The 20,400-nt window shown below is 74.7% G+C and carries 16 protein-coding genes; 7 read left to right on the top strand and 9 right to left on the bottom strand.

Going from position 1 to position 20,400, the window contains the following annotated elements; all coding sequences use genetic code 11:
• Nucleotides 1-136: 136 nt before the first annotated feature.
• The 6 genes from AMK24_RS04715 to AMK24_RS04740 form a co-directional block, all read right to left on the bottom strand.
• Nucleotides 137-1,306: an acyl-CoA dehydrogenase family protein gene (locus tag AMK24_RS04715; RefSeq protein WP_073765189.1), complete on the bottom strand. Its 1,170-nt coding sequence runs from the start codon at nt 1,304-1,306 to the stop codon at nt 137-139.
• Nucleotides 1,303-3,435 (bottom strand): ATP-binding protein, encoded by a 2,133-nt coding sequence (locus AMK24_RS04720; protein WP_199876366.1) that lies wholly within the window; start codon nt 3,433-3,435, stop codon nt 1,303-1,305. The genes AMK24_RS04715 and AMK24_RS04720 overlap by 4 nt, the downstream gene beginning before the upstream one ends.
• A gap of 35 nt (nt 3,436-3,470) precedes the next feature.
• The gene (locus tag AMK24_RS04725; RefSeq protein ID WP_073765193.1) at nt 3,471-5,069 is read right to left on the bottom strand and encodes an acyl-CoA carboxylase subunit beta; all 1,599 of its coding nucleotides are present in this window, start codon (nt 5,067-5,069) and stop codon (nt 3,471-3,473) included.
• Nucleotides 5,066-6,811 carry an acyclic terpene utilization AtuA family protein gene (locus AMK24_RS04730; RefSeq protein ID WP_073765195.1) on the bottom strand — a complete coding sequence of 582 codons (1,746 nt, stop codon included), beginning with the start codon at nt 6,809-6,811 and terminating at the stop codon, nt 5,066-5,068. Before AMK24_RS04730 ends, AMK24_RS04725 begins: the two co-directional genes overlap by 4 nt.
• Entirely contained in the window at nt 6,808-7,614 is an 807-nt protein-coding gene (locus tag AMK24_RS04735) for a TIGR03084 family metal-binding protein (RefSeq protein WP_073765197.1), read from the bottom strand. The genes AMK24_RS04730 and AMK24_RS04735 overlap by 4 nt, the downstream gene beginning before the upstream one ends.
• A gap of 181 nt (nt 7,615-7,795) precedes the next feature.
• Nucleotides 7,796-8,296, bottom strand: coding sequence for a DinB family protein (locus AMK24_RS04740; protein WP_073765693.1), 501 nt, complete (start codon nt 8,294-8,296; stop codon nt 7,796-7,798).
• A gap of 212 nt (nt 8,297-8,508) precedes the next feature.
• On the opposite strand from AMK24_RS04740, the gene AMK24_RS04745 reads away from it, so the two are divergent.
• Entirely contained in the window at nt 8,509-9,234 is a 726-nt protein-coding gene (locus tag AMK24_RS04745) for an NUDIX hydrolase (RefSeq protein WP_073765199.1), read from the top strand.
• 14 nt (nt 9,235-9,248) lie between these two features.
• Here AMK24_RS04745 and AMK24_RS04750 read toward each other — a convergent pair whose 3' ends face one another.
• The 3 genes from AMK24_RS04750 to AMK24_RS04760 all read right to left on the bottom strand — a co-directional run bounded on the left by AMK24_RS04750 (nt 9,249) and on the right by AMK24_RS04760 (nt 14,613).
• Nucleotides 9,249-10,322: a hypothetical protein gene (locus tag AMK24_RS04750; RefSeq protein ID WP_073765201.1), complete on the bottom strand. Its 1,074-nt coding sequence runs from the start codon at nt 10,320-10,322 to the stop codon at nt 9,249-9,251.
• Nucleotides 10,323-10,407: 85 nt separating this feature from the next.
• The gene (locus tag AMK24_RS04755; RefSeq protein WP_073765203.1) at nt 10,408-11,403 is read right to left on the bottom strand and encodes an EamA family transporter; all 996 of its coding nucleotides are present in this window, start codon (nt 11,401-11,403) and stop codon (nt 10,408-10,410) included.
• Between the two features lie 225 nt (nt 11,404-11,628).
• A complete protein-coding gene (locus AMK24_RS04760) occupies nt 11,629-14,613 on the bottom strand; it encodes an FAD-binding and (Fe-S)-binding domain-containing protein (RefSeq protein WP_073765205.1) in 2,985 nt (994 codons plus the stop codon).
• A gap of 271 nt (nt 14,614-14,884) precedes the next feature.
• Between AMK24_RS04760 and AMK24_RS04765 the strand changes: the two genes are divergently transcribed.
• From AMK24_RS04765 to AMK24_RS04790, 6 genes are read left to right on the top strand one after another with little or no spacing between them, the layout of a single operon-like run.
• Entirely contained in the window at nt 14,885-16,450 is a 1,566-nt protein-coding gene (locus AMK24_RS04765) for a sensor histidine kinase (RefSeq protein ID WP_073765207.1), read from the top strand.
• Nucleotides 16,447-16,866 (top strand): roadblock/LC7 domain-containing protein, encoded by a 420-nt coding sequence (locus tag AMK24_RS04770; RefSeq protein ID WP_003967207.1) that lies wholly within the window; start codon nt 16,447-16,449, stop codon nt 16,864-16,866. The genes AMK24_RS04765 and AMK24_RS04770 overlap by 4 nt, the downstream gene beginning before the upstream one ends.
• On the top strand, nt 16,863-17,234 hold the full coding sequence (locus tag AMK24_RS04775) for a DUF742 domain-containing protein (protein ID WP_073765209.1): 372 nt from the start codon (nt 16,863-16,865) through the stop codon (nt 17,232-17,234). The genes AMK24_RS04770 and AMK24_RS04775 overlap by 4 nt, the downstream gene beginning before the upstream one ends.
• Nucleotides 17,215-17,859, top strand: a complete 645-nt coding sequence (locus AMK24_RS04780; protein WP_073765211.1) for a GTP-binding protein — start codon at nt 17,215-17,217, stop codon at nt 17,857-17,859. Before AMK24_RS04775 ends, AMK24_RS04780 begins: the two co-directional genes overlap by 20 nt.
• Nucleotides 17,856-19,118: a cytochrome P450 gene (locus tag AMK24_RS04785; protein WP_073765214.1), complete on the top strand. Its 1,263-nt coding sequence runs from the start codon at nt 17,856-17,858 to the stop codon at nt 19,116-19,118. The genes AMK24_RS04780 and AMK24_RS04785 overlap by 4 nt, the downstream gene beginning before the upstream one ends.
• On the top strand, nt 19,115-20,344 hold the full coding sequence (locus tag AMK24_RS04790) for a cytochrome P450 family protein (protein WP_073765216.1): 1,230 nt from the start codon (nt 19,115-19,117) through the stop codon (nt 20,342-20,344). Before AMK24_RS04785 ends, AMK24_RS04790 begins: the two co-directional genes overlap by 4 nt.
• Nucleotides 20,345-20,400: the final 56 nt, after the last annotated feature.

Here is a 20,400-nt window from a genome sequence, read left to right on the forward strand (position 1 = left end):
GTCGTCGCGGTGGCCCGCGCCGCCCGGGTGGCGGCGCGGGACGCCGTGCGGGTGTGGAGTGCGGAAGGTCAGAATCACCCCTGTGGGGGAGGGATGGGGAGAGGTCGGACGCGAGCGGTTCGAGGTGGGGCGGGGCTCAGTACGACTTCGGCAGGCCGAGCGACTGGTGCGAGACGTAGTTGAGGATCATCTCGCGGCTGACCGGGGCGATCCGGGCCACCCGGGAGGCGGTGATCAGGGAGGCGAGGCCGTACTCGCGGGTCAGGCCGTTGCCGCCGAGGGTGTGGACGGCCTGGTCGACCGCCTTCACGCATGCCTCGCCCGCGGCGTACTTCGCCATGTTGGCGGCCTCGCCCGCTGCGATGTCGTCGCCCTCGTCGTACAGCCGGGCCGCCTTCTGCATCATCAGGCGTGCCAGCTCCAGCTCGATGTGCGCGGTGGCGAGCGGGTGCGCGATGGCCTGGTGGGAGCCGATCGGGGCCTTCCACACCTGGCGGGTACGGGCGTACTCGACGGCCTGGGCCAGTGCGAAGCGGCCCATGCCGATACCGAAGGCGGCCGTCATGATCCGCTCGGGGTTCAGCCCGGCGAAGAGTTGCAGGAGCCCGGCGTCCTCGTCGCCGACCAGGGCGTCGGCCGGCAGCCGCACGTCGTCGAGCACCAGCTCGAACTGCTTCTCCGGGGCCTGGAGTTCCATGTCGATCTGGTTGCGGCCGAAGCCCTCGGCGTCGCGCGGGACGATGAACAGGCAGGGCTTCAGCTTCCCGGAGCGGGCGTCCTCGGTGCGGCCGACGATCAGGGTGGCGTCGGCTATGTCGACGCCGGAGACGAAGACCTTGCGGCCGGTGAGCAGCCAGTCGTCGCCGTCGCGGCGGGCGGTGGTGGTGATGCGGTGGGAGTTGGATCCGGCGTCCGGTTCGGTGATGCCGAAGGCCATGGTGAGGCTGCCGTCCGCGAGGCCCGGCAGCCAGGTCCGCTTCTGCTCCTCGGTGCCGAAGCGGGCGATGACCGTGGCGCAGATCGCCGGGGAGACGATCATCATGAGCAGTGGCGATCCGGCTGCTCCCAACTCCTCCAGCACGATCGAGAGTTCGGCCATGCCGCCGCCCCCGCCGCCGTACTCCTCGGGGAGGTTGACCCCGAGGTAGCCGAGCTTGGCGGCTTCCGCCCACAGCTCGTCGGTGTGGCGGCCCTCGCGGACGACGGCTGTCATGTACGCGCGCCCGTACCGCTTGCCGAGGGCGGCGACGGCGGCGCGCAGGGCCTGGTGCTCTTCGGTTTCGAGGACGGTGCGTGCGGTGCTCATGCGGTCTCCTCCGGTGCGGAAGCGGGGGCCGGGTCCTGCTGGACCACGGCGAGGAGCGCGCCGACCTCGACCTGGTGGCCGGGTACGGCGTGCAGGGCGGTGAGGGTGCCGGAGGCGGGCGCGAGGATGCGGTGCTCCATCTTCATCGCCTCCAGCCAGATCAGCGGCTGCCCGGCCTCGACGGTCGCCCCGGCGGCCAGTCCCTCGGCGACGCGGACGACGGTGCCGGGCATTGGGGCGAGCAGGGAGCCGGGTGCGGTGTGCGCGGCGGGGTCGGTGAAGCGGGGCAGGGCGGTGAACGTGTACGAGGCGTCGGGGGCGTCCACGTGGACCCGGCCGCCGCCGAGGCCCGCGTTCCCGCCCGTGTCGGCGGTGACCGTGAAGTGCCGGGTGACGCCGTCCACTTCGAGGGTGACGCGGTCGGGGGCCGCGGACAGGACGCGGACGCCGGGGGCCTCGTACGGTTCGGGTACGCCGGTGCGCGGGGTGCGGTAGGCGATCTCGTACTCGGTCCCGTCGGGCTCGCCGCGGTAGCGCTTGAGCTGGGGGCCCGAGGGCACGTTCCGCCAGGCCCCGAAGCGGGCCGGGGCCGGGCCGGCGGCCTCGGCGCGGCTTCCGGCGGGGGCGGTCGGGGCGCGGCCCCCGCCGGGGAGAAGGCTTCCGGCCCCCTGGGAACGGCTTCCGGCGGCGGCGCGGTTCCCGGCAGCCCGGGTACGGCCTCCGGCCGGGGCCGCCGGGCGTACGGCCTCCGCGAGGGCGGCGGCGAGGGCGGCGGTGGCGGGGTCGCCGGGCCCGGGGGCGGTCAGGTCGGCCAGGTGCCGGTCGTAGAAGCCGGTGTCCAGCCGCGCCGCCAGGAAGTCCGGGTGGCGCAGCGAGCGGACGAGCAGGTCGCGGTTGGTGACGGGGCCGTGGACGCGGGCCCGCTCCAGCGCGCGGGCCAGCAGCCGGACGGCCTCGGGGCGGGTCGGGGCGTGGGCGATCACCTTGGCGAGCATCGGGTCGTAGTGCACGCCGATGGTGTCGCCGCCGGTGTATCCGGCGTCCAGGCGCAGCCCCGGCGCGTCCGGCACTTCCAGCGCGAGGAGTGTGCCGGTCTGCGGCTGCCAGTCGCGGGCGGGGTCCTCGGCGTAGAGCCGGGCCTCCACGGCGTGCCCGGACGGCTGGGGAGGCGCGGGGCTCGGCAGGGGGCGGCCCTCCGCCACGCGCAGTTGCAGGGCGACCAAGTCGAGCCCGAACACGGCCTCCGTCACCGGGTGTTCGACCTGGAGGCGGGTGTTCATCTCCAGGAAGTAGGGGCGGCCCTCGGCGGAGACCAGGAACTCGACGGTGCCCGCGCCCCGGTAGTCGACCGCGCGCGTCGCGGCGACCGCCGCCTCGTGGAGCCGCTCGCGCAGGTCGTCGTCGAGGGCGGGCGCGGGGGCCTCCTCGACGACCTTCTGGTGGCGGCGCTGGAGGGAGCAGTCGCGGGTGCCGAGCGCCCAGACGGTGTCGTGCGCGTCCGCCATCACCTGGACCTCGACGTGCCGGCCGCGTTCCACGTACGGCTCGGCGAAGACCTCGCCGTCGCCGAACGCCGACGCGGCCTCGGCGGCGGCGGCCAGCAACTCGCCCGGCAGTGAGTCGAGTTCGCGGATGATGCGCATGCCGCGTCCGCCGCCGCCCGCCGCCGCCTTGAGCAGCAGCGGCAGGTCCCCCTCCCCGGCCGTCGCCGGATCGACGGGGGCCAGCAGCGGAACTCCGGCCCCGGCCATCAGCTCCTTCGCCCGGGTCTTGGACGCCATCAGCTCGATGGCCTTCACCGGCGGGCCCACCCAGACGAGCCCCGCCTCCTGGACGGCGGCGGCGAAGGCGGCGTTCTCGGAGAGGAAGCCGTAGCCGGGGTGGACGGCGTCCGCCCCGGCGGCCCGTGCGGCGGCGACGACGAGGTCGCCGCGGAGATAGGTGTCGGCGGGGGCGGCGCCCGGCAGGCGGACGGCGAGGTCCGCCTCCCGTACGTGCAGGGCGTCGGCGTCCGCGTCGGAGTACACGGCGACGGTGGTGATGCCCAGGTCGCGGCAGGTACGGAAGATCCGGCAGGCGATCTCGCCCCGGTTGGCGACGAGCAGGGAGTGGATCACGTCTCTCCTCATGTGCGGGTCACGTCCGGCAGGGTCCTCATGACGGGTCACATCCGGAAGACGCCGAAGCCGCCGCGGGCGCCCTCGACCGGTGCGGTGTGGATCGCGGACAGGCACATCCCGAGGACGGTCCGGGTGTCGCGGGGGTCGATGACCCCGTCGTCGTACAGCCGGCCCGACAGGAACATCGGCAGGGACTCCGCCTCGATCTGCTGCTCCACCATGGCGCGCAGCCCGGCGTCGGCCTCGTCGTCGTACGGTTGCCCCTTCGCGGCGGCCGAGGCGCGGGCGACGATGGAGAGGACGCCCGCGAGCTGCTGCGGTCCCATGACGGCGGACTTGCTGCTCGGCCAGGCGAAGAGGAAGCGGGGGTCGTAGGCGCGGCCGCACATGCCGTAGTGCCCGGCCCCGTACGAGGCCCCCATGAGGACCGAGAGGTGTGGGACCTTCGAGTTGGCGACCGCGTTGATCATCATCGCGCCGTGCTTGATGATGCCGCCCTGCTCGTACTCCCTGCCGACCATGTAGCCGGTGGTGTTGTGGAGGAAGACCAGCGGGACGTCGCGCTGGTTGGCGAGCTGGATGAACTGGGCGGCCTTCTGCGACTCCTCGCTGAACAGCACCCCCTGGGCGTTGGCGAGGATGCCGACCGGGTAGCCGTGCAGCCGCGCCCACCCCGTCACCAGGCTCGTGCCGTAGAGCGGCTTGAAGGCGTCGAAGTCGGAGCCGTCGACCAGCCGGGCGATGACCTCGCGCGGGTCGAACGGGGCCTTCAGGTCGCCGGGGACGATCCCGAGGAGTTCGTCCTCGTCGTACTTCGGCGGCTCCGCCGGGTCCGGATCGGGGTGCGCCTTGCGCCAGTTGAGGCGGGCGACGATGCGTCGGGCCTGCCGGATCGCGTCGTGCTCGTCGACGGCGAAGTGGTCGGCGAGCCCGGAGGTGCGGGCGTGCATCTCGGCCCCGCCGAGGGACTCGTCGTCGCTCTCCTCGCCGGTCGCCATCTTCACCAGGGGCGGGCCGCCGAGGAAGACCTTGGACCGCTCCTTGATCATCACGGCGTGGTCGGACATGCCGGGGACGTACGCGCCCCCGGCGGTGGAGTTGCCGAACACGACGGCCACGGTGGGGATTCCGGCGGCGGAGAGCCGGGTGATGTCGCGGAACAGGGCCCCGCCCGGGATGAAGATCTCCTTCTGGGAGGGCAGATCGGCCCCGCCGGACTCCACGAGGCTGACGCAGGGCAGCCGGTTGGCGAAGGCGATCTCGTTGGCGCGCAGCGCCTTCTTCAGCGTCCACGGGTTCGAGGCCCCGCCGCGTACGGTCGGGTCGTTGGCGGTGATCAGGCACTCGACGCCCTCGATCATCCCGATCCCGGTGACGAGCGACGCGCCGACGGCGTACTCGCTGCCCCAGGCGGCCAGCGGCGACAGCTCCAGGAACGGGGTGTCCGGGTCGACCAGCAGCTCGATCCGCTCGCGGGCCGGGAGCTTGCCGCGCTCGCGGTGCCGGGTCACGTACTTCTCGCCGCCGCCGGCGAGCGCCTTGGCGTGCTCGGCCTCCAGCTCGTCCAGTTTCGCGAGCATGGCGGCGCGGTTGGCCGCGTACTCGGGGCCGTGGGCGTCGAGCGCGGTGGGCAGGACGGTCATGCGGTCACCTCCGGGTGGGGGACGTCCGCCAGCAGCGGTACGGGGACGGGCAGGCGGCGGGACCGCAGCCACTCCCCCAGCGCCTTGGCCTGCGGATCGAACCGGGCCTGGGCGGCGACGCCCTCGCCCAGGAGGCCGTGGACGGTGAAGTTCAGGGCGCGGAGGTTCGGCAGGACGGTACGGACGACGGGCAGGTGGGCTGTTTCCGGCAGGAGTTCCTTGAACCGGTCCACGGTCAGCTCGTGGGCGAGCCACCGCCAGGCGTCGTCGTCGCGCACCCATACGCCCACGTTGGCGTCGCCGCCCTTGTCGCCGCTGCGGGCCCCCGCGATCAGCCCGAGGGGGGCGCTCCCGGTGGCGGTCGCGGGGTACGGCTCGGGCAGCTCCGGCGCGTCGACCGGCTCCAACTCCCGGGTGCGGTACGGGGGCTCGATGACCGTCCGGGTGCCGTCCGGGAGCACGGCGGTGTGCCGGACGTCGCCCGCCGGTACGTGGATCGCCTCGAACACCCCGTAGGGTGACCCCTTTCCGGGCGGGGCGGTGACGTGGAAGCCGGGGTAGCTGCCCAGGGCCAGTTCCACGGCGGCCCCGGAGACCGCGCGGCCGACCGCCTCCGCGTCCTGGTCGCGGACGACGAGCCGGAGCAGCGCGCTGGCCCGTTCCTCGGTGTCGGCGTCGGGGTGGTCGGTGCGGGCCAGTTCCCAGCGCACCTCGGCGGGCGGGCGGGCCCCGCCGCGCTCCAGGGCGTCGGCGAACTGGTCCCGCACGAGGCGGGACTTGGCTTCGACGTCGAGACCGGTGAGGACGAAGACGACCTCGTTGCGCCAGCCGCCGAGCCGGGTGAGCCCGGCCTTGAGGGTGGGCGGCGGGGCCTCACCGCGCACGCCCTCGATCCGGACCCGGTCGGGCCCGTCCTGGCTGAGCCGCACGGTGTCGAGGCGTGCGGTGACGTCGGGGCCCGCGTACCGCGCTCCCCCCGTCTCGTACAGGAGTTGGGCGGTGACGGTGCCGATGTCGACGACCCCGCCCGTACCGTCGTGCTTGGTGATGACGGACGAGCCGTCGGCGTGGATCTCGGCGAGCGGGAAGCCGGGGCGGCGCAGGAGGCCGGGGTCGTGCTCGCGGAAGAACGCGTAGTTCCCGCCGGTCGCCTGGGTGCCGCATTCCAGGACGTGGCCGGCGACGACGGCCCCCGCGAGCGCGTCCAGGTCGGCCGGGCCCCAGCCGAAGTGGGCGGCGGCGGGGCCGGTGACCAGGGCCGCGTCGGTGACCCGGCCGGTGACGACGACGTCGGCCCCGGCCCGCAGGCAGGCGGTGATCCCGGAGCCGCCGAGGTAGGCGTTGGCGGTGAGGAATCCGTCCGGGACGGGCAGGGCGTCGCCCTCGACGTGGGCGACGCGGACCGGCACGCCGACCTTGTCGGCCAACTCCCGTATCGCGTCCGCGAGTCCGGCCGGGTTGAGGCCGCCGGCGTTGGCGACGATCTTCACCCCGCGTTCGTGGGCGAGGCCGAGCCCGTCCTCCAACTGGCGCAGGAAGGTGGTGGCGTAGCCCTTGTTCGGGTCCTTGAGACGGCTGCGGCCGAGGATGAGCATGGTCAGTTCGGCGAGGTAGTCGCCGGTGAGGACGTCGAGGGGGCCCGCGGTGAGCATCTCGCGCAGGGCGTCGAAGCGGTCGCCGTAGAAGCCGGAGGCATTGCCGATGCGGAGGGGAGCGGGCCCCGGGCCGGGGGCCGCGTTCACCGGCGGCCGTCCTGTTCGGCGCGGGGCAGGCGGCCGGGTCCGGGCGGCCCGGCGAACGCCTGGGCGATGCCGAGCCACTGGTCGGCGTCGCGGCCCTCGGCGGTGACCGCGAGGTCGGAGCGGTGGGCGCGCTGGGTGACCAGGAGGCAGAAGTCGAGGAGCGGGCCGGTGATCCGCTGGGCGGCGTCCGGGGGACCGTACGCGATCGTCTCGCCGCCGGGGGCGTGGAGTTCGACGCGGAACTCCTCCTCGGGGGCGGTGATCCCGCGGACCGCGTAGGCGTAGTCCCGGGCCCGTACGCCGATCCGCGCCACATGGCGCAGCCGGGCGGTGGGGGCGCGGGTCACGCCGAGGGCGTCCGCGACGTCCTGGCCGTGCGCCCAGGTCTCCATGAGCCGTGCGGTGGCCATGGAGGCGACGCTCATCGGCGGCCCGTACCAGGGAATCCGGGCGCCGTCCGGGGCGTTCCGCAGGACCTTCTCCAGCCGCTGCCGCCCCTCCCGCCAGCGGGCGAGCAGGGCGTCCGGGGCGTGGGCGGCGACCAGGGCGTCGGCGGCCTCGTCGACGAAGGCGTCGGGGGCGGCCAGGGCCTTGGCCACCTCGTCGGCGAACCGGCCCGGTTCGGTGGCCGCCAGCAGCGCGACCTCGTCCGTCCAGCTGAGGTGGGCGATCTGGTGGGCGACGGTCCACCGCTCGGCGGGCGTCGGACCGAGCCAGGCCGGTCCGTCCAACTCGCTTACCAGGGCGTCGAGTTCGTCGCTCTCCTGGCGCAGATCGTCGATCACGGCTACGACAGCGGACACGTGCGCTCCCCTCGGGACCGGGTGTGGTGCCCAGGAGCATGGCAGCGCCCCGGGAAACAATCAAGCACGCTTGCATGATTTTCGGCCCGGGGGGTGCGGGTGGCGGCGCACGGTCGGCGGTCGGCGCGCCGCCGGGGGCCGGGGGGCCCCGGCTTCCGGCGCGCGCCGCGCCGCCGGTCCGTCAGCCGCCGTCCATGGCCGCCTTCGCCATCCGTTCGGTGGTGCTGGACCCGTCGAGCCCCTCGCGCACGATGTCCGCGTGCCCGCTGTGGTGGGCGATCTCGCGGAACACGTGCAACAGCACGTGCCGCACGGTCCAGACGACGGGCTGCGGCGGCGACCAGGGGTACCGGGGCAGGGTGACCTCGCGGTCGAGGTCGGGTTCCTCGCGGACCGCGCGGTCGAACGCCTCCGCCGCGGCGTGGAAGGCGTCGAGGTGGGCGGCGAGGGTCTCGTCGTCCGTCATCCGGTTGCCGTCCGGGTCGAGGTCGGCCCATCCGACCTCCGGGGCGGCGGTTCCGTCGACCACGGCGAGCCAGGTCCGCTGCACCGCCGCCAGGTGTTTGACGAGGCCGCCGAGGGTCAGCTCGCTGACCGTCGACCGGGCGCGGGCCTGTTCGTCGGTGAGTCCGGCGACGGTGTAGAGGAAATTGGTGCGCTGGTCGGCGACCAGGTCCAGCAGGTCGTGGCGTTCGCCGGACCGCGGACGGCCGCCGGCCGGTGCGGGCGGTCCGGAGTGTGCGGACTGTTCGGAGTGTGCGGGCGGTTCCACGGCGGGGCCTCCTGGCGGACCGGTGCGGTACGGCGTGCGGTCCGGCGACTGTAGGCTCCGCCGCCGTACGGACGAGGGGATTCCGGCAACAGCGGAGTGGCGGCCCGCGTTAGCCTCCGTCGATGACTGCCGAAACCCGCCCGCCCCTGTCGGTCACCGTCCTCTTCGACGCGGACAAGCTGGTCCTGGAGCTCCGCCACGACGCCGAAGGCCCGTACCACGTCTTCCCCGGCGGCGGCTCCGGGGCCGCCGGGGCGCCGCGCGTCGCTCTGTCCCTGGAAGAGGCCCTGCACGCCCGCATCCGCCCGGCCGGCACGGCGGAGGCGGTCCTGCGCGCCTGGTCGCGGGGGCCGGTCCCGCAGGGCGCGGTCCCCCTGGTGGACCCCTCGGCGGTGCCGCCGGTACGGGTACGGGCCGGGGCCGTCGTCGTCCGCGACGGCGCCGTCCTGCTGATCCGCTTCACCCGGCGGGACGGCACGTCGCGCTACGAGATCCCGGGCGGCGGGGTCGAGGAGGGGGAGACGCCGGAGACGGCGGTCCTGCGCGAGCTGGACGAAGAGACCGGGCTCGCCGGAACTCTGGGGCCCGAGATCGCGCGGGTCTGGAAGGACGGACGGCACGAGCACTACTTCCTCGTGGCCGCCACGGGCGAGGTCGGCCCTCCGGAGACGCTGGACACCTACGGCGGCGTCCCGGTCTGGGTGCCCGTGGCGGAGCTGCCGGCCACCCCACTGTGGCCCCGGCGGCTCTCCTGGCGCATCGAGCACTGGCACCGGACGGGGTGGCCGGAGCGTCCGGCCGAACTGGCTGATTCGATCACGGAGTTGAGACCGCCGTGCGGGTGGTGAGGGCCCTGCCCCCCCTACGCCCCCGCCCCCGCGGCCTCCTCCGGCTCCGGAGCCGCGCGCGGGATGCCGAGGTGCGGCAGCTCCAGGTGGCGCGCGCCCTTGGGTACCTCCACCTCGCCGGAGTACGCCAGGTCGGCGAGGTCCACCTCCAGGGCGCGGAGCGCGTCCACCAGCAGGGCCGCCGCCTCACGGGCCGGACCGCGGGAGCGGTCGCCCATGGCCAGGGCGGTGAGGACCGTGTGCTGCCGTACTCCGTCGCCGTGCTGCCAGCCGGAGGCGGTCAGCCGGTCGGCCCCGGGGAGGCCCGGGCCCCCGGCGGGGGCCTGGAGCCGGAGGGCGTCGTCCCAGCCCTTGCCGACGGCGACCACGGAGCGGAGCGGGTCGCGGAGGGAGGAGAGGCGGAGGGTGAAGTCGCCGGGGAAGGTGTGCACCTCGGCGCAGAGCGCCGCCAGGGCCTCGCCCAGCCGTTTCCGCAGCTCCTCCCGGTCCCGTACCGGCCGCTCGGGCTCCGGGGCGGAGAGGTCCGCGCGGGCCGCGGCGCGCCACTGGTCCGGGCGGCCCTGGCGGAACTCGGCGCCCTGGTCGGTGCAGAGCAGTTGGAGGACCACGCAGCCCTCGTCCACCGCGATGGCCACACTGGTTCCCGGCCGGCGCCACACCGCGCGGGAGCCCGGGCCCGACAGCCGGGTGGGCGGCCCGCCGAGAACGTCCTCGGTGACCTCGCGGGCGGTCTGCGCGAAGTGCAGTTCGTGGGCGTGGTCGTCGTCGTACGCGATGCCGTACGAGAGGTTGACCTCCAGCCCCAGCACCTGTTCCGGGTCCTCGGCCGCCACGGTCAGCACGCCGACGCCCTGGCGGGGGCCCCGGGGGTGGTGGCCCAGCTCCCACGCCACCTCCGGCCGGGGCCCCCGCGCCAGGTCCGGCGGACTTCCGCCGGGGACCACGGGCCGGATCTCCCAGCCCGGCGTGGAGAGCGCCGTCCGTACGTCCGGCAGCCGCCAGCCGCCCGGGTCGAGCGGAACCAGTTCGTCCAGCAGGCGCCGGAACCTCGTCTCCGAGTCCCAGCCGCGGTATGCGTCCGTCGTCATCCGAGGGAGCCTATAGCGGCGCCCTCCGCGCGCCCTCGCCGCACCCGGGCGGCCCCCTCACGCCTCGCGTCGGGGGCGGGGCCCCTCACGCCTCGTGCCGCGTGCGGCCCGCCCGGCTGCGCACCGCGCCGATGCTGGCCCCGATGACGAGGGCGATGGCGAGGGCGTCCGTCGTGGAGAGGGCTTGGTCCAGGATCAGGAAACCCGCCCCGGCGGCGATGGCCGGCTCCAGGCTCATCATCACGGCGAACGTGGGCGCGGGCAGTCGGCGCAGCGCCATCAGCTCCAGCGTGTAGGGGAGGACCGAGCTGAGGACCGCCACCGCCGCGCCGAGCGCCACGGTTGAGGGGACCGTGAGCTTCGCCCCGGACTCGATGACGCCGAGCGGCAGCGAGAGGACCGCCGCGACCACCATCGCCAGCGCCAGCCCGTCCGCCTGCGGGAAGCGGCGCCCGGTGCGGGCGCTGAAGACGATGTACGCCGCCCACATGGCCCCGGCCCCCAGCGCGTACGCGGCGCCGACCGGGTCGAGGCGGTCGAACCCGCCGCCGCCCAGCAGGACGACGCCGACGAGGGCGAGCCCCGCCCAGAGGACGTTGATCAGGCGGCGGGAGGCGAACACCGACAGGGCGAGCGGGCCGAGCACCTCCAGGGTGACGGCGATGCCGAGCGGGATGCGGTCCAGCGCCAGGTAGAAGAGGGTGTTCATGCCGCCCATCGCGACGCCGAAGGCGAGCACCGTGCCCCAGTCGGCGCGCGAGTGCCCGCGCACCTTCGGGCGGCAGACCGCCAGCAGGATCAGCGCGGCGGCCACCAGGCGCAGGGTGACGACGCCCAGCGCGCCCGCCTTGGGCATCAGCAGCGCCGCGACGGCCGAGCCGAACTGGACGGACAGCCCGCCCGCGACGACCAGCGCGATCGGCGCCAGCGCGGCCCGCCGCACGGCCCACGTCCCCCCGGCGGGCGTGCTCGCGCCGCGGGCGTCGGGGCCCGTGCCGGCGCCGTCGAGGGCCGTCACCGCCTCGGGTACGGCGACGGCCGCGGCGGCCGGTTCGGCGGCGGCGCTGCGCTGGTCGTTCACGGGGGACCTTCCGAAGGGAGCGGATGGGGCGGGAGCCCGGCGGGGCGGGTGGCGGGCCGGAACTCCGACGCACCGGACCAGTACACTGTAATGGACTGGACAGTACGAGAAGGCGCACTGTCCACTCCGTGGTCCTCCTCCACCGTACGGAGGCCCGCGCATGCCGCGGACCACCGGCCACCCTCCCCTCGCGCACCGCCGCCCGGCACCGGCTGCCCGCCCCGGTCAGTCGAGGTCCGCCCGCCCCTGTGCGCGCCCCGGCCCGTCCGCCCCGGGCCGCCGGCTGTCCGCCTCCATCGCCTCCGCGACCACCTCGGCCAGGTGCCGGGCGCGCCGTCCGGCGAGCTGGTCGAGCTGCGTACGGCAGGAGAAGCCGTCCGCGAGGAGTTCCGTGCCGGGTTCCGCCTCCCGTACGGCGGGCAGCAGCCGCTCCTCCGCGCAGGCGACGGACACCTCCCAGTGGCCCTTCTCGAAGCCGAAGTTCCCGGCGAGGCCGCAGCAGCCGCCGCTGAGTTCGCCGGTCAGGCCCATGCGCTCGCGCAGTCGGCGCTCCGCCGCGTCGCCGAGGACCGCGTGCTGGTGGCAGTGCGTCTGCCCGGCCACCGGGCGGTCCAGGCGGGGCGGCGCCCAGTCGGGGGCGTACTCCTCCAGGTACTGGGCGAAGGTCCGCACCGAGGCGGCGAGCCCGGCCGCGCGCGGGTCGTCGGGGAGGAGTTCGGGCAGGTCGGTGCGCAGCGTGGCGGCGCAGCTCGGCTCCAGGACGACGAGCGGCTGCCCGGGGAGGAGGTCCAGCCGGTCCAGCGTGCGGCGCATCACCCGGCGGGCCGCGTCGAGCCGCCCGGTCGATACGTACGTGAGGCCGCAGCACAGTCCGGGGACGGGCGGCGGCACCGTACGCCCCGTCGCCTCCTCCAGCACCCGGACCGCCGCCCGGCCCACCTGCGGGGACAGGTGCTCGGTGAAGGTGTCGGCCCACAGGTGCACCACCCGGTCCGCGGAGAGGACGTGCGTCCCCTCGCCCTGCCGGGCGCGCAGCCACCGGCTGTAGGTCCCGGTCGCCGGCGCCGGGAGCGCGCGCTCCGGCGCGATGCCCGCCAGCCGTTTCACGAGCGCGGCGAGCGGGCGCACCCGGGCCAGGGCGTTCAGCGGCCGGGCGAAGGGGGCGGCGAGGCGCAGCCAGCGCGGGAGGCCGCCCATCGCGTAGTGGGCGGCGGGGCGGAGCCGGCCCCGGTAGTGGTGGTGCAGGAACTCCGCCTTGTACGTGGCCATGTCGACGCCCACCGGGCAGTCGCTGCGGCATCCCTTGCAGGAGAGGCACAGGTCGAGCGCGTCCCGGACCTCCGTGCTGCGCCAGCCGTCCGTGACGACCTCGCCCGCCAGCATCTCGTGCAGCAGCCGGGCCCGGCCGCGCGTGGAGTGGGCCTCCTCGCCGGTCGCGCGGAAGGAGGGGCACATGACGCCCGCGCCGCTCGTCTCCGTCGTCCGGCAGGCGGCGACGCCGACGCAGCGGCGGACCGCGCCCGCGAAGTCGCCGCCGTCCTGCGGGTAGCCGAACTCCACGTCCACCGGGCGTTTCGGCAGGACCGCGAAGCGCAGGTTCTCGTCGAGGCGGGCCGGACGGACCAGCATCCCCGGGTTCAGGCCGCCGTCCGGATCCCACAGGTCCTTGAACCGGCCGAACAGGGCGACGAGTTCGTCCCCGTACATCCGGGGCAGCAACTCGGCGCGCGCCTGCCCGTCGCCGTGCTCGCCGCTGAGGGAGCCGCCGTGCGCGACGACGAGTGCGGCCGCCTCCTCGGAGAACCGGCGGAAGCGCGCCACCCCGGCGTCGGTGATCAGGTCGAAGTCGACGCGGACGTGGACGCAGCCGTCGCCGAAGTGGCCGTACGGGGTGCCGCGCAGGCCGTGCGCGGCGAGGAGGGCCCGGAAGTCGCGGAGGTAGCCGCCGAGCCGGGCGGGCGGGACCGCGCAGTCCTCCCAGCCGGGCCATGCCTCACTGCCGTCGGGCATCCGGGTCGCGGTCCCGGCGGCGTCCTCGCGGATGCGCCACAGGGCCCGCTGCCCGGCGGGGTCGGTGACGACGAGCCCGTCCACCGCGTCGGCGGCCCGCAGGACGCGTTCGGCGCCCGCCCGCGCCTCGGCCGGGGTGGCGCCGCCGGTCTCGACGAACAGCCAGGCGGCCCCGCGCGGCAGCCCGGCGGCCCCGGTGACGAGGTCGGCGGCCATCCCCTCGACGGTGAGCGGGCCGTACGGGAGGAGGCCCGGGGCGGCGTCGGCGGCGGCGGACTCGTCGGCGTACCCGAGGACGGCCAGGGAGCGGGCGGGCGGGGCCTCGACCAGCCGCACGGTGGCCTCGGTGACGACGCCGAGGGTGCCCTCGCTGCCGCAGAACGCCCGGACCGGGTCGGGGCCGCCGGGGTGTTCGGGGAGCAGGGCGTCGAGCGCGTAGCCGGAGATGCGGCGCGGAAGGCCGGGGAAGCCGGTGCGCAGGAGGGCGAGGTGGGAGGCGATCAGTTCGCGTACGCCCGCGGGGCCGTGGGCCGTGGTCCCGCCCGCGTCCCCGGGGCCGCGGGCCGTGGTGCGGTGGGCGTCTCGGGCGCCTTCGGGGGCCCCGCCGCCGCCCTGTTCCAGGCGCAGGGCCTGGCCCCCGTACCGGACCACCGTCAGCTTCCGCACGTTGTCGGCGGTCGTGCCCCAGGCGACCGAGTGCGCGCCGCAGGAGTTGTTGCCGATCATGCCGCCGAGGGTGCAGCGGCTGTGGGTGGAGGGGTCGGGGCCGAAGGTCAGGCCATGGGGCGCGGCGGCGGCCCGCAGGTCGTCCAGGACCACGCCGGGCTGGACGACGGCGGTGCGGGCGGCGGGGTCCAGGTCGAGGATCGCGCGCAGGTGGCGGGTGAGGTCGAGGACGAGGCCGGCGCCGGTGGCCTGCCCGGCGATGGACGTGCCGCCGCCGCGCGGGACGACCGGCACCCCGTGCTCCCGGCAGACCGCCAGCACGGCCGCGACGTCGTCCGCGTCGCGCGGGGCGCACACCCCGAGCGGGACGCGGCGGTAGTTGGAGGCGTCCATCGTCCTCAGCGCCCGCGCACCGGCCCCGAAGTCGCTCGCACCGCGTACGGCGGAGCGGAGGGCGGCGACGAAGGCCGGGGAAGCCGGGGGCGCGGGCGGCGGGGCGGACCGTCCGGAAGGCGGTCGATGTTGTTCGGCCATGGCCTCAGCATGCCGTCGGGTCAGGTGAACTCTTGGGATGCGACCGGACAAAACCCCGCAAGATCCACGAAAAAGCCCACAAGATCTTTCCAAACAGACCGTCAAGTCTCCTATAGTGACCAAGACTTGCGCAGGAACTATCAGTTCCAGTTGTGCAGGATCGCCCGCACCCGTGACGAAGTGTCCGGTATTCACCCATCGGCTTCGCACACCACGCACCGCCCGGCACCACCGCCTACCGTCCAGCACCGTCCGCCACCGAGGACTCCGATTGCGCCCCTCACACCGGTCCACCGCACTCGCCCTGCTGATATCGGCAGCCGCAACCGGCACGCTGACCCTGTGGGGCGTCGCCGCGGCCCCCGACGCGGTACGGACTCCGCTGGCCTGGGGCGCGGGCGCGGCCGCCGTGCTGCTGAGCGTCTGCGTGGCCGTCACCGTCCACACCCTGGGGACCACGCGGGCCCTGCGCGCCCGGCTCGCCGCCGACACCGAGCGGTTCACCTCCGAGACCTCGCGCCTGGTCTCCGCCTCCGCCGTCGAGGCCCAGCGCTTCACCGCTGAGACGGCCAGGATCAAGGCCGCCGCCGCGTCGGAGACCGCCCGGCTGGTCGCCGAGGCCCGGGCCGAGAACGAGCGGATCGCCGCGGCCGCCGCCGCCGAGCAGACCCGCCTCGGCGTCACCGTCGACCGGCTGACCCAGCGCGCCACCCGCGCCGAGACCGAGCGGTCCGCCGCCATCGCGGCCTGCGCCAACGCGGCGGGCCGGATGCAGGCCCTGGCCACCAGCATGCTGGCCGACCTCCGCGAGATGGAGCACCGGCACTCCGACGAGTCCGTGCTCGGGGACCTGCTCCACCTGGACCACCGCACCGCCCAGGCGGGCCGCCTCGCCGACTCCATCGCCGTGCTGACCGGGGCGCGTTCCGGGCGGCGCTGGGCCAAGCCGATCGTCATGGAGTCGATCCTGCGCGGCGCGATGGGGCGGATCGGCAGCTACCAGCGCGTCCGCCTCCACTCCACCAGCGACGTCGCCATCGCCGGCCACGCCGCCGAGGGCGTCATGCACGCGCTCGCCGAACTCCTCGACAACGCTGCCAACTTCTCGCCGCCCACCGCGGAGGTCCACGTCTACGTGGAGGAGGTCCCGGCGGGCATCGTCATCACCGTCGAGGACAGCGGGCTCGTCATGAGCGAGGTGCAGCTGCGCCGCGCCGAGAAGGCGGTCTCCGCCGACCACCAGGACCTCACCAACCTCTCCGGCACCCGCCTGGGCCTGGCCGTCGTCGGCCGGCTGGCCCGCAAGCACGGCCTGACCGTCTCCTTCCGGCCGTCCGCCCGCGGCGGGACCGGCGCGCTGATGATGCTCCCCCAGGAGCTGATCTCCCGCGCCCCCGCGCCGACGGCACCGGATTCCACCGCTCCGGCCGTGACGGCCCCGGCGGCGTCCACCAACGCCCCCGCCGAGCCCGAGCCCTCCCACACCTCGGCAGCCGGCGCGGACCGGGCCGACACCACCCCCGCGGCCCGGTCCTCCGCCGGGAGCGACGCCTCCGCGCCCCCGACCCCGGCGGCGGAGGCGGAGTCCCCGGCTTCGGCGGACTCCGTCTCCGAGTCCACCGGCGCCGTGCCCGAGTTCGGCGAGAGCGGCCTGCCCAAGCGCCGCCGCGGCCGCACGCTGGCCGCCGCCGAAGCCCGTACCGGCAACGTCACCCCCGGCGGAGCCGACCACCCCCGGGCCCGTACCACCGACCCGAAGGTCCAGGCAGCGCGCTTCAGCACCTTCAGCAAGGCGGTCCGAGCCAACTCCCCGCTCCCGGAAGGCAACACCCGATGACCGCGACCACCGACGAGAAGCTCAACTGGCTGCTGGAGGGGCTGCTCGACCGCACCCCCGGTACCCGCCACGCCCTCGTCCTGTCCCGCGACGGCCTCAAGCTGTGCCGCACCCCCGAGCTCTCCGTCGACCAGGCCGACCAGCTGGCCGCGATCTCCGCCGGCATCCAGAGCCTGTCGCACGGCGCGTCCATCGAGTTCGGCGACGGCACCGGCGGCGTACGGTCCGCGATGGCCGAGTTCTACGGCGGCGTGCTGTTCATCGTCGAGGCGGGGGCCGGCGCCCACCTGGCCGTCGTCGCCGACGAGGACTCCGACGTGGGCCTGGTCGGCCACAACATGAGCGAGCTGGTGGAACAGCTCGGCGAGCACCTCGTCGCGCCGCCGCGCGAACCCGTCGAGACCCCGACCGTATGACCACGGCGCCCCGTCCCCGACCGGGCCGCGACGACGATCCGGACCGGCTGTACACCCTCACCGGGGGCCGCAGCCGTTCCGACTCCGCCGCCTTCGACCTGGTGACGCTCGTCGTCGCCGAGTGCGACCCGGCCCCCGGGATGCAGTCCGAGCACGTCGCGATCCTGCGGATGTGCCAGGGCCCGGTGGCCGTCGTCGAGATCGCCGCGAGCCTGAACCTGCCGGTCAGCATCGTCCGCATCATGCTGTGCGACCTGCTGGACACCGGCCGGATCAGCGCCCGCCACCCCCGTACAGCCCGTGTCGCGGACCGGCTCCCCGACCCCGACATCCTGGAACAGGTGCTCGTTGGACTCCGCAACCTCTGACCGCGCCGCCCTGAGCGCGACGGCCGACAACGGTCTCAAGATCGTCGTCGTCGGCGGCTTCGGGGTCGGCAAGACCACCATGGTCCGATCCGTGAGCGAGATCCGTCCGCTCAACACGGAGGAGACCATGACCCGTGCGGGCGAGGCCGTCGACCACCTCGACGGCATCCAGGCCAAGTCGGCCACCACCGTGGCGTTCGACTTCGGCCGCATCACCCTCGACGAGCGCTCCGTGCTGTACCTCTTCGGCGCGCCCGGCCAGGAGCGCTTCTGGTTCCTGTGGGACCGGCTGTTCTCCGGCACGCTCGGCGCGGTCGTCCTCGTCGACACCCGCCGCCTCGCCGACTCCTGGTACGCCATCGACCGCCTGGAGCACCACGGCACGCCGTTCATCGTGGCGTGCAACGACTTCGGCGGCCCCCTCCACAGCGAGCAGCAGATCCGCGAGGCCCTGGACCTCTCGGACGACGTACCGCTGGTGGAGTGCGACGCCCGCGACCGCTCGTCCAGCAAGTACGTGCTCATCACGCTCGTCGAGCACCTCGCCGCGCTCTCCGCCGCCCGCCTCCGCACCCCCGAGGCGGCCCTGGCGGCGGCCGGCCCGACCCCGGAGCCCGCCCCGTGACCTCTGTCTCCGGCTGCCCCGTCTCCCACGGATCCGTCCCCCTGTCCGGGCCCCGCTTCCAGAGCGACCCCGTGCAGCTCTACCGGGAGCTGCGGCGCGACCACGGGGCGCTCGCCCCCGTCGTCCTGGACGGCGGCATCCCCGCCTGGCTCGTCCTCGGCTACCGCGAACTGCACCAGGTCGCCGGCGACCCGGTCCTCTTCAGCCGGGACTCCGACCTGTGGAACCAGTGGGACCGCATCCCCGACGACTGGCCGCTGCTGCCGATGATCGGGCGCAAGCAGAACTCGATCCTCTACACGGTCGGCGAGCGCCACAGCGTCCGCGCCATGATGATCAGCAACGCGCTGGAGGGCGTCGACCCGTTCGCCCTCAAGCGGTACGCGGAGGAGTTCGCCGACGAGCTGATCGACCGGTTCTGCACCAAGGGCTCGGTCGACATCATCGCGGACTACGCCAAGCTGCTGCCCGCCCTCGTCCTGGCCAGGATCTACGGCTTCTCCGACGAGAAGGCCCACCCCCTGGTCGGCGCGATCAACGACATGATCGACGGCAAGGAGCGGGCGCTCGCCGGAGCGGAGCACCTGGGCGCCTCGATGTTCCAGCTGCTGGTCGACAAGCACGCCGAGCCCGGCGACGACGTCGCCAGCCGGATGCTCGCGGACCCCGGCGGCTTCACCGACGAGGAGGTCGTCCAGGACCTCATGGTGATGATGGCCGCCGGCCACCAGCCGACCGCCGACTGGATGGGCAACTCGCTGCGCCTGATGCTCACCGACGACCGGTTCGCCGCCTCCCTCTCCGGGGGCCGGCACAGCGTCGCGGAGGCCATGAACGAGGTCCTGTGGGAGGACACGCCGACGCAGAACGTGGCCGGCCGCTGGGCCGCCCGCGACACCCACATCGGCGGCCGGCACGTCCGCGCCGGGGACATGCTGCTCCTCGGCCTCGCCGCCGCCAACGGCGACCCGCAGGTGCGGACCGACGGCTCGGCGCTGACCGGCGGCAACAACGCCTTCCTCTCCTTCGGCCACGGGGAGCACCGCTGCCCGTTCCCGGCCCAGGAGACCGCCGAGGTCATCGCCCGTACCGGCATCGAGGTCCTGCTCGACCGGCTGCCCGACGTGGACCTGGCCGTCGGCGCCGATCAGCTCACCCGCCGTCCCTCGCCGTGGCTGCGCGGCCTGACGGACCTGCCGGTGATCTTCACTCCCACCCCTGCCCTCGGCAGACCCGGACACCACGGAGGCCCCGCATGACCCGCATCGCGCTCGACCCCTTCGTCAGAGACCTCGACGGTGAGAGCGCCGCGCTGCGGGCGGCCGGCCCGCTCGCGGAGGTGGAGCTTCCCGGCGGCGTGCACGTCTACGCCGTCACCCACCACAAGGAGGCCCGCGCGCTGCTCACCGACGGCCGGGTGGTCAAGGACATCAACGTCTGGAACGCCTGGCGGCAGGGCGGGATACCGGCGGACTGGCCGCTGATCGGCCTGGTCAACCCGGGCCGCTCCATGCTGACGGTCGACGGCCCGGACCACCGCCGCCTCCGTACGCTGGTGGCGCAGGCCCTCACGGTGAAGCGGGTGGAGAAGCTGCGCGCCGGGATCGAGGCGCTGACGGAGGCGAGCCTGGAGAAGCTGGCCGCGCTGCCCGCCGGGGAACCGGTGGACCTGAAGGCCGAGTTCGCCTACCCGCTGCCGATGAACGTGATCAGCGAGCTGATGGGCGTGGACGCGGCGGACCACCCGCGGCTGAAGGAGCTGTTCGAGAAGTTCTTCTCGACGCAGACCCCGCCGGAGGAGGTCCCGCAGATGATGGCGGACCTCGCGGCCCTCTTCACGAAGATCGTCGAGGAGAAGAAGGCGAACCCGGGCGACGACCTGACCAGCGCGCTGATCGCGGCCTCCGAGAACGGCGACCACCTCACCGACGAGGAGATCGTCAACACCCTCCAGCTGATCATCGCCGCCGGGCACGAGACCACGATCAGCCTGATCGTCAACGCCGTGGAAGCCCTCGCGCTCCACCCCGAGCAGCGCAAGAAGGTGCTGAGCGGGGAGATCCCGTGGGAGGGCGTGGTCGAGGAGACGCTGCGCTGGAACACCCCGACCTCGCACGTCCTGATCCGCTTCGCGACGGAGGACATCGAGGTCGGCGACAAGGTGCTCCCGAAGGGCGAGGCCCTGATCGTCTCGTTCGGCGCGCTGGGCCGGGACGAGGAGGCCCACGGCCCGACGGCGGGCGAGTTCGACGCCACCCGCTCCCCCAACCGCCACATCGCCTTCGGCCACGGCCCGCACGTCTGCCCGGGCGCGGCGCTGTCCCGCCTGGAGGCGGGGATCGCGCTGCCGGCCCTGTACGAGCGGTTCCCGGAGCTGGACCTGGCGGTCCCGGCGTCCGAGCTGCGCAACAAGCCGATCGTGACGCAGAACGACCTGCACGAGCTGCCGGTGAAGCTGGGCTGCCCCCTCGGCCACGACGCGTAGGCCGTCACCGGGCGGGGGGCCGCGGAGCTGAGGGCCGCCCCGCCCCGGCCGTCCAC

It is taken from the genome of Streptomyces sp. CB02366, from assembly GCF_001905905.1.
Classification (GTDB): domain Bacteria; phylum Actinomycetota; class Actinomycetes; order Streptomycetales; family Streptomycetaceae; genus Streptomyces.

What these genes read in the sequence shown, in the direction of transcription:
- AMK24_RS04715 (WP_073765189.1), bottom strand. Translation starts at nt 1,306, where the DNA reads ATGAGCACCGCACGCACCGTCCTCGAAACCGAAGAGCACCAGGCCCTG.
- AMK24_RS04720 (WP_199876366.1), bottom strand. Translation starts at nt 3,435, where the DNA reads ATGAGGAGAGACGTGATCCACTCCCTGCTCGTCGCCAACCGGGGCGAG.
- AMK24_RS04725 (WP_073765193.1), bottom strand. Translation starts at nt 5,069, where the DNA reads ATGACCGTCCTGCCCACCGCGCTCGACGCCCACGGCCCCGAGTACGCG.
- AMK24_RS04745 (WP_073765199.1), top strand. Translation starts at nt 8,509, where the DNA reads ATGACTGCCGAAACCCGCCCGCCCCTGTCGGTCACCGTCCTCTTCGAC.
- AMK24_RS04750 (WP_073765201.1), bottom strand. Translation starts at nt 10,322, where the DNA reads ATGACGACGGACGCATACCGCGGCTGGGACTCGGAGACGAGGTTCCGG.
- AMK24_RS04760 (WP_073765205.1), bottom strand. Translation starts at nt 14,613, where the DNA reads ATGGCCGAACAACATCGACCGCCTTCCGGACGGTCCGCCCCGCCGCCC.
- AMK24_RS04770 (WP_003967207.1), top strand. Translation starts at nt 16,447, where the DNA reads ATGACCGCGACCACCGACGAGAAGCTCAACTGGCTGCTGGAGGGGCTG.
- AMK24_RS04775 (WP_073765209.1), top strand. Translation starts at nt 16,863, where the DNA reads ATGACCACGGCGCCCCGTCCCCGACCGGGCCGCGACGACGATCCGGAC.
- AMK24_RS04790 (WP_073765216.1), top strand. Translation starts at nt 19,115, where the DNA reads ATGACCCGCATCGCGCTCGACCCCTTCGTCAGAGACCTCGACGGTGAG.